8 protein-coding genes are annotated in these 11,139 nt (G+C 57.2%); 6 read left to right on the top strand and 2 right to left on the bottom strand.

All coding sequences use genetic code 11. From position 1 onward, the window contains the following. Positions 1-9: 9 nt before the first annotated feature. Together GOV90_RS06075 and GOV90_RS06070 are read right to left on the bottom strand one after the other, a co-directional pair. Complete coding sequence (locus GOV90_RS06075; protein ID WP_171094401.1) at positions 10-1,923, bottom strand: ABC transporter substrate-binding protein; 1,914 nt, start codon at positions 1,921-1,923, stop codon at positions 10-12. Next, a complete protein-coding gene (locus GOV90_RS06070) occupies positions 1,916-3,688 on the bottom strand; it encodes an ABC transporter ATP-binding protein (RefSeq protein WP_171094399.1) in 1,773 nt (590 codons plus the stop codon). The genes GOV90_RS06075 and GOV90_RS06070 overlap by 8 nt, the downstream gene beginning before the upstream one ends. Before the next feature lie 233 nt (positions 3,689-3,921). On the opposite strand from GOV90_RS06070, the gene GOV90_RS06065 reads away from it, so the two are divergent. From GOV90_RS06065 to GOV90_RS06040, 6 genes are all read left to right on the top strand, one after another. Further along, on the top strand, positions 3,922-4,419 hold the full coding sequence (locus tag GOV90_RS06065; protein ID WP_256367898.1) for a class I SAM-dependent methyltransferase: 498 nt from the start codon (positions 3,922-3,924) through the stop codon (positions 4,417-4,419). 18 nt (positions 4,420-4,437) lie between these two features. Beyond that, entirely contained in the window at positions 4,438-5,067 is a 630-nt protein-coding gene (locus GOV90_RS06060; RefSeq protein WP_171094395.1) for a glutathione S-transferase family protein, read from the top strand. A 112-nt stretch (positions 5,068-5,179) separates the two neighbouring features. Next, complete coding sequence (locus GOV90_RS06055; protein ID WP_171094393.1) at positions 5,180-7,582, top strand: FAD-dependent oxidoreductase; 2,403 nt, start codon at positions 5,180-5,182, stop codon at positions 7,580-7,582. Between the two features lie 2 nt (positions 7,583-7,584). After that, the gene (locus GOV90_RS06050) at positions 7,585-9,129 is read left to right on the top strand and encodes a trimethylamine methyltransferase family protein (RefSeq protein ID WP_171105827.1); all 1,545 of its coding nucleotides are present in this window, start codon (positions 7,585-7,587) and stop codon (positions 9,127-9,129) included. Further along, entirely contained in the window at positions 9,130-9,804 is a 675-nt protein-coding gene (locus tag GOV90_RS06045; RefSeq protein ID WP_171094389.1) for a TetR/AcrR family transcriptional regulator, read from the top strand. Further along, positions 9,801-11,105 carry an FAD-binding oxidoreductase gene (locus tag GOV90_RS06040; RefSeq protein ID WP_171094387.1) on the top strand — a complete coding sequence of 435 codons (1,305 nt, stop codon included), beginning with the start codon at positions 9,801-9,803 and terminating at the stop codon, positions 11,103-11,105. Before GOV90_RS06045 ends, GOV90_RS06040 begins: the two co-directional genes overlap by 4 nt. Positions 11,106-11,139 lie beyond the last annotated feature (34 nt).

The following is an 11,139-nucleotide window of genomic DNA, read 5'->3' as shown; positions in this document are numbered from 1 at the left end:
TGCTCCTGCTTAGTCGGCGAAAAAGAACTCGTCCGGGCGATGGATACCGAAATGCGCGCCGGGCTCCCATGCCCACATAGCCTGTTCCGGTACGTTGCGCAGACGGTTTGACACAACGACAGGTTGGGGCGCGCCGTTCAGGATACCAATCGCATACAGTTGGTCCGCATGAATTTTCAGCATTTCCGTCCAGGCAGCCATGCGTTCTTCATCGCTTGTGGCGATTTCCCAATCATGGGCCAGCTCCATCAGGCGTTCAGCTTCGAGCATGTCGGGGGCTTCGCCAGCTTCGCCTTTTGTCTGGTAATATTGACCCCATTTGGGCCAGGCCAGAAACACCTGATCGGTGGGCGCCAGATAGGCAGGGGACGTATGTGCCTGCGGGATGCCATCATCCCATCCAAACCAAACTGACGCCATCGAGTTGCCCGCAAACACGCGGTTGCGTAGAATGTCGCGGTCCAGAGGACGCATCACCAGCTTGACCCCGATCTCGCGCCAGTTGTCGGTGACGATTTGCAGGGCGTTCTCGACCTCTTGTCGTTCACCGGCGGTTTCGATGATCAACTCCATCGGGCGACCATCGGGTAACAGGCGGATGCCATTTTTGTCGCGCTGAGTCAGACCAGCTTCGTCCAGCAGGGCATTGGCCTGATCAATATCGTATTGCGCCCAGGCTGCGGCGTTCTCTTCACTGTAGAAAGGCGATGCGGGCAGCACGGACATCGCCGCAGGACGCGCCAGTTTGAAATACAGAGCCTGATTGATTGTATTGCGGTCTATTGCCAGCGACAAAGCGCGTCGAACGCGAACGTCACGCAACACGTCGCGCCAGACGTCATCTACAAAGTTGAGGTTCGGATAGATCGCAACTTGGGACGCTACGCCGGTTTTCCAGAGCAGTGTTTTGTAGCCGCCTTGAGCTTCGCCTTTTTTAAGGATCGACGCGTCCCGGAAGGCCAACCCGCGACCTTGCAGATCGCTTTCACCTGCGTTGGTCTTGGCGGCGACTAGGCCGGGGGCCACAATCTCCATCTCGACCACATCGATATAAGGCAGTTGCACCCCGTTGCTGTCGATACGGTGATAATAGGGGTTGCGTACGAAGTTGTGGCGGATCTTTTTACCCGAACTTGCGTTCAGCCAAGGTTGCAATGTCGGCAGTTCGTGGTTGTCGAACTTGTAAAGGTTGTCCAGCTTGTTGTGCAACGCGGCCCAACTTTTGACCCTTGCGTCCTCAACAAGAAACGCCAGTTCCTCGGGATCGGCGTATTTCTCGTGATACTGTTTGAGGAAGGCGGACGGTCGGTAGATAAAGGGCGGCCGGGCATTGGCAAGCGTTTGCAGGAAGTCCGGGTTGGGATCTTCCCATTCGAAGATCACCGTCGTTTCATCAGGGAAGGAAACAGTAGGTAGCTTGCCCTCGACAACTAAGAATTCAAGCGGGCCCGAGGGGCTGAGCAGTTCGTTATTGGCGACCTCTTCCCACCAATAGCGGAAGTCTTCTGACGTAAAGGGTGAGCCATCCGACCATTTATGCCCTTCCCGCAGTTTCAAGGTGAACTTGCGATTGTCTTCGTTCTCGAACGAGGCCAGCAGGTCGGGCACAATTTCATAGTCCTGGTTAAACCCGACAAGGCGAGCATAGCCATAGACGACCATTTGGCGGATATCTTTCGACCGCGTCACCATCGTGCGCAGGGTGCCGCCTTGCGTTCCGAATTCGCGACCTTTGGCGGCCAGATCAACAACCAGCGGTTCCTTAGGAAGACGTTCTTCAACAGGCGGAAGATTGCCGGCCTCAACCTCAGAGCTCCAGAAGGTGCTTTCCTGAGGAGCAGGAAGGGTTTCTGCCGTCGCGGGCAGCATCCCCGAAAGGGCCAGTATTGCGGCCAGGATCAGGGGGCGAGTGGTCTTAAACATGGCAACGTACCTTATGGCCCGGTTCCAATTCCACCAATGAAGGTATCACGGTGTCCGAGAAACGGAAGGCTTCTTCCCAACTGTCCGGCGCGCCGGCGCCCAGAGAGACCATTTGAAGGTCAATCGGACGGTTGATGTCGGGTTCGGGTTGAGCGGCAATCAGCGCCTTGGTGTAAGGGTGACGCGGATTGTAGAAAAGCGTTTCGGGCGGGGCCTGTTCGACAATCAGGCCGCGCCGCATGACGGCAACTTCATCAGCGATCCGGGCGACAACGGCCAGATCGTGCGAGATAAACAGATAAGACAGGTTCAGACTGTCTTGCAGGTGTTCCAATAAGGTCAGGATTTGCTCCTGAACCGAGACGTCCAGTGCCGACGTAGGTTCGTCACAAACAATCAGCTGCGGGTCCAGCATCATGGCGCGGGCCACTGAAAGGCGCTGCCGTTGCCCGCCGGAGAAAGCGTGGGGATAGCGTTTCAGCATGTCTTCTGTCAGGCCAACGCGCTGCAGCATCTCGGCGGCCTTCTCGCGCTGCTCAGCCACGGTGCCGATCTTGTGGATCTCAAGCGGCTCGGTCATTGCGTCTTGGATACGCATGCGGGGGCTCAGCGAACTGTAAGGGTCCTGAAACACCATCTGCGCTTTTCGCTGAAACGCCGTGCGCTGGGCACGCGTCATGCTGTGTACCGTGATTGGGTCAGCGTCAGGCGCGGTGCGGAAAAGGACTTCGCCGCCGGGGTCCGGAAGTTCTGCCCCCAGAGCAATGCGGGCGGCCGTTGTCTTGCCTGATCCGCTTTCCCCAACAATGGCCAGCGTTTTTCCGCGCGACAGATTAAGGTCCACGCCGCGGCAGGCATAAATGGCCTTGTCGGCCTGCCACCCCTTGCTGGACCTCATCGTATAGGTCTTGGACACACCCTTCATTTGAAGGATCAGATCTTCGTCAGGCATGGGTATCCCTACGGCATCCTGATCTGGTATTGCAGGCGCAGCGTCGAACAACTGTTTGGTATAGGGATGTGCTGGAGCGGTCAGGATCGGTGCGGCGGGGCCAGATTCCATAATGCGGCCCTTGTGCATGACCACCACCTGCTCGGCCATATTGGCAACCACGCCGAGGTCATGGGTGACAAGGATCAGCGCCATGCCGGTCTCGCGTTGCAACTCCTTTATTAGGCCAAGCACCTGTGCCTGTGTCGTTACGTCAAGCGCAGTGGTCGGCTCGTCCGCAATCAGAAGTTCGGGCTTGGATACCATTGCCATGGCGATCATGGCGCGCTGACGCATGCCACCTGACAGCTCGAACGGGTACGAGTCATAGGCACGTTGCGGATCTGGAAAGCCCACGCGGTCAAACTGGGTCAGAACCTGTTTCCGGGCTTCAGCCTCGGACAACCCGCGATGCAGCCAAAGGACTTCGCTGACCTGATTGCCGATCTTGTGCAAAGGCGAGAGCGAGCGCATGGGTTCCTGAAAGATCATCGAAACCCGATTGCCACGAATGTTGCGCATCTCGCGTTCAGAGATCGATGTCAGTTCCGACATCCCTTTGGAATCGTTCAGAGTTATTGTGCCGCTGCGGATCTGTGCAGAGCGGGGTAGAATACGTAAAGCGGCCCGGCATGTGATTGTTTTGCCCGATCCAGATTCACCCACCAGTGCAAGCGTCTGGCCGGCCTCGACGTCGAAGTTCACATCCGTGACCACGGAATTGCCCGTACCAAAGCCAATGCTCAGGTTTCTGACGGACAACAACGCGCTCATGCGGGTTTTCTACCCGTTTGGCCAATAGGTAACATCGGTTGTTTCAACTCCCCGTGATTTTTTCATCAGTGTCGCGCGGTTCCGCCCGTCTAGTCAAACCCGTTCTTATGCTGAAATGTCGCGGAAATGTGAAACTTTGGGCTTCATCGCTACACAAAGTCTTGAGAATTTGTCATCTAGGGCCGCATCGGACGCATCTATGCTTTCGATTGGTATCAAGGAGATATTTACCGGTGTCCGAGAATCAAAGCCGTCTGGATCTGTTCATCGACCGCATGGTGTCGCAGCGTGCCTGTCTGGATTTTGCCATTGCGCATACCCAAGGCATGGCCGGTCCGGTGTTCGAACTGGGTCTGGGCAATGGGCGCACTTATCACCATCTGTTGCAGCATATGGATGAGCGTCCAGTTTACGTTTTCGAACGCGCGGTCGCCTCGCACCCGGATTCGACCCCACCCGAGGATCGAGTAATTCTGGGTGATGTGCGCGAGACTTTGCCGTCATCGGTTGACCGGTTTGGTGCGACCGCAAGCTTGATCCATGCGGATCTGGGCGGGCACAACCGCGAAAAGAACGATAAATTTGCACGATTCGTGTCGCCGCTGATCGAGCCATTGCTAGCCCCGGGTGGCCTGATGGTATCAAGTGACCGTATGTATTTCCAAGGGCTGACGGAGATGCCGCTGCCCGAAGGCGCTGTCGAGGGGCGCTGTTTCATTTACCGTCGCTGACCAAAAAGGGGCGCCAGCATGATTTTCTACGACTGCTCAACAGCCCCAAACCCCAGGCGTGCCCGCATGTTCATTGCGGAAAAAGGGCTTGAGATCGAGACCCGCGAAGTCTCGATCGCCAAGGGCGAGCAATTGAGCGCGGCGTTTCGCGCCATCAATCCACGCGCCACTGTGCCTGTACTGGTCACCGATGAAGGCACAGTTCTGACCGAAAACATGGGAATTGCCGCGTATCTTGAAGCGCGTTGCCCCGAACCTCCTTTGATGGGGCGAACCCCGGATGAAAAAGGTCTGGTTCTGATGTGGAATGCGATCGTCGAGCAGCAGGGTGGTTTGCCCATCGCCGAAACGCTGCGCAACAGTCATCCGGCTTTCAAAGACCGCGCCATTCCCGGCCCGTCCAACTATGCTCAGATCCCGGAACTGGCGCAGCGGGGAAAAGATCGTGTGGCGCGGTTTTACGATCTTTTGGAAGCGCGATTGACGGAAAGCCGGTTCCTAGCAGGGGATGAATTTACGCTCGCCGATATTTCGGCCTTTGTGTTTGTGGATTTTTCGCGGGTGATCAAAATGCGAATTCCCGAGGGTAACGCCGCCACAACTGCATGGTTTGAAAACATAAAATCCCGCCCCAGCGCCAGCCTGTAGTAAACGTTTTTTGGGTGCGGTTTCCTGCTGACCTAGACTGTACAGAAATGTCTAGACAGAAGTGAACAGTGTCACTAGCGTCTCCGCAGATTCTGTTTTGGGAGAGGTTCGGGTGAAATCTCAGTATCGCGTTGTGGTCATTGGGGGCGGAGTTGTCGGTGCCTCGGTTCTGTATCACCTTGCCAAGTTCGGCTGGTCCGATGTTGTTATGCTCGAACGGCGGCGATTGGCATCCGGGTCTTCTTGGCACGCGGCAGGTGGCATCCATGCACTGAACGCTGACCCGAACATGGCGACATTGCAGGCCTATACCATCGACCTTCTGAGCGAGATCGAAAAGGAGTCGGGCCAGAATATCGGTCTGCACATGACAGGTGGTTTGACCCTTGCCGGAACGCCTGAACGGTGGGAGTGGTTGCAGGCCAATTACCGTATTTTCCAGTCCATCGGCATCGATGATTGTGAATTGCTGACCCCGCAAGAGGCACAGAAACGCTGCCCGATCATGTCGACGGATGGCGTTATCGGGGCCATGTGGGCGGATCGTGAAGGGTATATCGACACAACCGGCACCGTGCAGGCTTATGCAACAGCAGCCAAGAAACGCGGCGCTGAGTATTACGAGGAAACCAAGGTCGAAGAACTGATCCAGACCGATGATGGCTGGCAGGTTGTGACCGACAAAGGCACGATCACTTGCGAACACGTTGTGAACGCTGCGGGTCTTTGGGCCAAGCAGGTCGGGCGGATGGCCGGGGTCGAGCTGCCGGTGTCGCCGCTTAAGCACCATTATCTAATCACCGACACGGTGCCGGAAGTTGCCGCCGCCGATTTTGAGATGCCGATGACCGTGGATCTTGAAGGGTTCACCTATATGCGACAGGACCAAAAAGGTGTTCTGGTCGGCATTTACGAGGTTGATCACGAGCACTGGGCCATGGATGGCGCGCCCTGGAACTACGGTGAAGAATTGTTCCAGGAACAGCTCGACCGGATTGAGAACGAACTGACCCTGGGCTTTGAGCGTTACCCCTCAATCCAAAACGTTGGCATCAAGACATGGGTGAATGGGGCCTTTACGTTCTCACCTGATGGTAATCCTCTGGTCGGGCCTGTCCCCGGCAAGCGTGGCTATTGGTCGGCTTGCGCTGTGATGGCGGGCTTCCTTCAAGGGGGTGGCGTTGGCAAGACGCTGGCCGAATGGATGATCCATGGTGAGCCCGAGGCCGACGCCTGGTCCATGGATGTGGCCCGTTATGGCGATTATGCACAGAACAAACGCTATATCCGCGAAACCACAGGGCAGTTCTATTCCCGTCGTTTTGTGATGACCTATCCGAACGAACAGCTTCCCGCAGGCCGTCCACTCAAGATGGCCCCGGCACATGACGCAATGACAGAAGCAGGCTGCAAATGGGGCGTTAGTTGGGATCTGGAGGTGCCTTTGTACTTTGCACCAAAAGGGTTCGAAGAAGCGCCGACGCTCAAGCGCTCGAATGCACATGACATCGTGGCTGAAGAGTGCAAGGCCATCCGCGAGGGTGTGGGCCTGATGGATATCTCGGGCTTTTCGCGGTTTGAAGTCACCGGGCCGAACGCCCAAGCGTGGCTAGACAGGGTGATGGCCTCGAAACTGCCTGCCCCGGGGCGCGCGAAACTGGCCCCAATGCTGGGCGAGGATGGGCGGCTCAAGGGTGACCTGACCGTGTTGAACTGGGGCGACGGTACCTGGTGGATCATGGGCAGCTATTATCTGCGCGCCTGGCACATGCGCTGGTTCGACGATCACATGATTGAAGGGGTCGAACTGCGCGATCTGGGCGAGGAGTATTGCGGCTTTGCCGTGGTCGGCCCGAAGTCGCAGGCCGTCGTCGAGAAGCTGGCGGAACAGGACATCTCGGGCCTCAAGTTCATGGGCTGCGGCGATTTTGACATCGGCCTTGTTCGGGCTCGCGTGGCGCGTATGTCGGTGACCGGCGAAAAAGGGTACGAGATCAACTGCCGCTATGGCGACCACATCAAGCTGCGCCGTATCTTGTTGGAGGCCGGTGCCGAAGAAGGCATTCGCGAGGTTGGTTTCAACGCCATGGGGTCGACCCGGTTGGAAAAGAGCTTTGGCATTTGGTCAGCGGAGTTCACGCAAGCCTATACACCCGGCATGACCGGCATGGATCGCTGGATCGATTGGGAAAAAGAGTTTGTAGGTAAAGAGGCCGCGCTGGCCGAACGTGATGGCAATGGTCCGGCACAGGTGCAGGCGACGCTGGAAATCGATGCGGTTGATGCGGATGCCAGCGGGTACGAGCCGATCTGGGCCAATGGTGAACGCGTCGGTTTTGTGACCTCGGGTGGCTATGGGCATTACACCGAAAAATCGCTGGCGATGGCCCTGATTGACCGCGACAAGGCTGAGCCGGGCACTGAACTGTCCGTCCATGTGGTTGGTGTGGAACGGTCGGCACGCGTGGTTGCGCCGTCGCCCTATGACCCGCAAGGCAAAGCGATGCGAGGCTGATCATGAGCGCTCAGGACCGAGGACGCAGGCGGCGTGGACGGGGGGCTGAGGCCGCCCCGCCACCCAGCCGCGATGTGAACTATCGCCAGCTCAAGAACCCTTTCCCGCAAATGGAAGTGTTTCCTGCAGAGCAAATTGCGGACATGCATGAAACCGCGTTGCGTACGTTGGAAGAATTGGGCGTAAAGGTCCTGCTGCCCGAGGCGCGCAAGCTTTTCAAACAAGGTGGCGCGCGCGTAGACGAAGACAGTGAAATGGTCTTCATTGGGCGCGAAATGATCGAGGCCGCGGTGGCCTCGGCCCCCAAATCTATTGATTGTCGAGCCGGAGCGCGGCGGAGGGACTTCACGCTTGAACTGGGTTCGCTGGTGTTTCAACCAGGCGCGGGCGCGCCGAACGCAACCGATCTTGAACGCGGTCGTCGCCCCGCGACAGGGCAGGATTATCTGGAGTTTCTGAAGCTTACGCATCATTTCGATGTGTTCCAGATGATTTCGCCTCAGGTCGAGCCGCAGGACGTTCCAACCCATTTGCGCCACTATTTTACGACACAGGCACAGATGGAACTAACGGACAAGTTCCCGTTCTTTTTCTCGCGTGGCACGCCGCAGGTGATGGATTGCTTTGAGATGCTGTCCACAGCCCGTGGCCTTTCGGATGATGAATTCCGGGGCAATGCGCATTGCTACACTATCATCAACACCAACAGCCCGCGCACGTTGGACATTCCGATGGCGCAAGGTCTGATCGACTTTGCACGTCATGGTCAGATGTCGATCATCACACCGTTTACCCTGATGGGGGCGATGGCGCCGATCACGGTGGCAGGGGCGATCACTTTGTCCCATGCCGAGGCGCTTGCCGCTTTGACCCTGACGCAGTTGGCCAAGCCCGGTGCTCCGGTCTGTTATGGAACGTTCACAAGCAATGTGGACATGAAATCCGGTGCGCCTGCGTTCGGAACGCCGTCACATTTCCAGGCGTCCCTGGCGGCGGGGCAACTGGCGCGGCATCTTGGACTGCCTTGGCGGTCTGCTGCAGGATCAGCGTCAAACATCAACGATGTGCAGGCCGCGAACGAAAACCAGTTTGGTTTGTGGGGGTGCTTGATGGCCGGGGCGACCGTGATCATCCACTCTGCTGGCTGGCTGGAAGGTGGTCTGACCGTATCTTTCGAAAAACTGGTCTGCGATGCCGAGGTCCTGAACATGGTGGCCGAACTTTGCGCGGGCGCGCAAGCGGGCGCGGCCGAGATCGGATTTGATACTGCCTTGCGTGAAGTAGAACCCAGCGGTCACTTCTTTGCCTCAAGCCAGACCATGGAACGCTACAACACAGAGTTCTATCAACCGCATCTGCACGATTATGCAAACTTTGGCACCTGGACCGAGCGAGGTGCAGTAGATGCCAACCATCGGGCGACTGGCGTTTGGAAGGGCATTCTGAATGACTTCAAAGCTCCAACAGTTGATGGTGACAAATTGGGTGCCTTGCACGATTTCATCGATCGCCGAACCGCCGAGGGCGGTGCGCCGCCGGAGAGTTGAATGAATACCAAACCTGTCCTTCATCGCGATGACCCCGAAGCCGAACCTCTGGTCGGCAACATCAAGGTCACGCGTGACGACTGGCTGAACGTGGCGATGGATGTGCTGATTTCGGACGGCGTGGACCAGATCAAGGTTCTGAACCTGGCCGAACGGATGGCTGTATCGCGATCATCTTTCTACTGGTATTTCAAGTCCCGGCAGGAATTGTTGGATGCACTTCTGGCCCGTTGGCAGGCGACCAACACCGCAGCATTGGTCGCTCAGGCCGAAGCCCCGGCCGAGACGATCACGGCAGCTGTTTGCAACGTGCATCGGTGCGTGGTGAATACAGAACTGTTCGATACTGCGCTGGACTTTGCCGTTCGTGACTGGGCGCGTAAATCCGGCAAAGTGCGGCGAGCGCTTGACCAATCCGATGCACGGAGGCTTCAGGCGCTGCACGCTATGTTTGCCCGCTATGGCTATTCCGACATCGAATCCGAGACGCGCGCACGCGTGTTGTATTACATGCAGATTGGTTACGATCTGGCGCAGTTGAACGAACCCATAGAGACGCGAGTTTCTATGGTTCCGCATTACCTCTATGCCTTCACGGGCGTTAAGCCGAAATCTGAAGAAGTCGAAGAATTCAGCGCATATTCAATGCGTTATTGGAAAGGAGAACTGACATGAGTCAACCAGACGCTATCATTATCGGCACCGGGGTGATCGGCGCGGCAATCGCGTTCGAGATGTCCAAAGCAGGTTGGAAAACGTTGTCACTGGACCGTAACACTCAGGTCGGTCACGGATCTACCGCAGGGTCCTGCGCCATTATCCGGATGCATTACTCGACCTTCGACGGGACCGCCTTTGCCTGGGAAGGCTACCATTATTGGCGGGACTGGGCCGACTACTTGGGTCTGCCCGAAGATGCAAATCTGGCCCAGTTCCTTGAAACGGGATGTCTGGTCATGAAGACCGACGCAAACGGCATGTTGGAAAAGCACATGCGCAATTCGTCGGATTTGGACTGCCCCTTTGAGGAATGGTCGGCTGAGAAAGTCGTCGAGCGCCTGCCGGTTTATTCGTTGGATAGCTTTGCCCCGGCGCGTCGTATGGATGATCCCGAGTTTGGCCAGTCCAACGGGCGGAAGATGACCGGGGGTGTATATTGGCCGCAAGCGGGGTATGTCACCGACCCGGCCTTGTCTGCGCAGAACCTGATGGATGCCGCGAAACAGCATGGGGCCGAGGTGCACACCGGCGCTGAAGTTACTGAAATCCTGACCGAGGGCGGGCGCGTTTCCGGCGTCAAACTGGCCTCGGGCGAGGAAATCCACGCCAAGGTCGTCGTCAACGTTGCGGGGCCGGGTTCGGCGATCATAAACGAGATGGCGGGTGTTTTGGGCGACATGACCATCAAAACCCGGCCCTTGCGGCAGGAGGTTGTACACGTCCCGGCCCCGGAAGGGTTCGACTTTGAAAATGACGGAACCATCGTCTCGGACAGCGACATCGCCTGTTATTGTCGCCCGGAACATGGAAACCATATCCTTGTCGGATCAGAAGACCCGGAATGTGATCCGCATCAGTGGTGCGAGGACGACGTGAACTATAACCGTGAGTTCACTGACCAATGGACCACGCAGGCGATGCGCTATGCGCAACGTGTCCCCAGTCTTGGCATCCCATCGAAAACGCGGGGAGTTGTTGACTTGTATGATGCGTCCACCGACTGGATTCCGATCTATGACAAATCCAGTCTTCCGGGGTTCTACATGGCGTGCGGTTCCAGCGGGAACCAGTATAAGAACGCGCCGATTGCGGGTAAGATGATGACGGCTCTAATCTCGTATTGTGAAGGTGGTGCCGACCACGATGCAGAGCCGCTGCAGTTCGAGCTGCCCTATATCAAGCGGAACATTGATGTGGGCTTCTATTCCCGCAAACGCCCGATCAACGAAGAAAGCAGTTTCTCGGTGCTGGGCTAGTCGCGGGCCACAAATGCTCTACGTCATGCGGGGC

This window comes from Ruegeria sp. HKCCA5929 (genome assembly GCF_013034525.1).
Taxonomy (GTDB): Bacteria; Pseudomonadota; Alphaproteobacteria; order Rhodobacterales; family Rhodobacteraceae; genus Ruegeria.
This window is presented reverse-complemented; position numbering and strand designations above follow the sequence as displayed.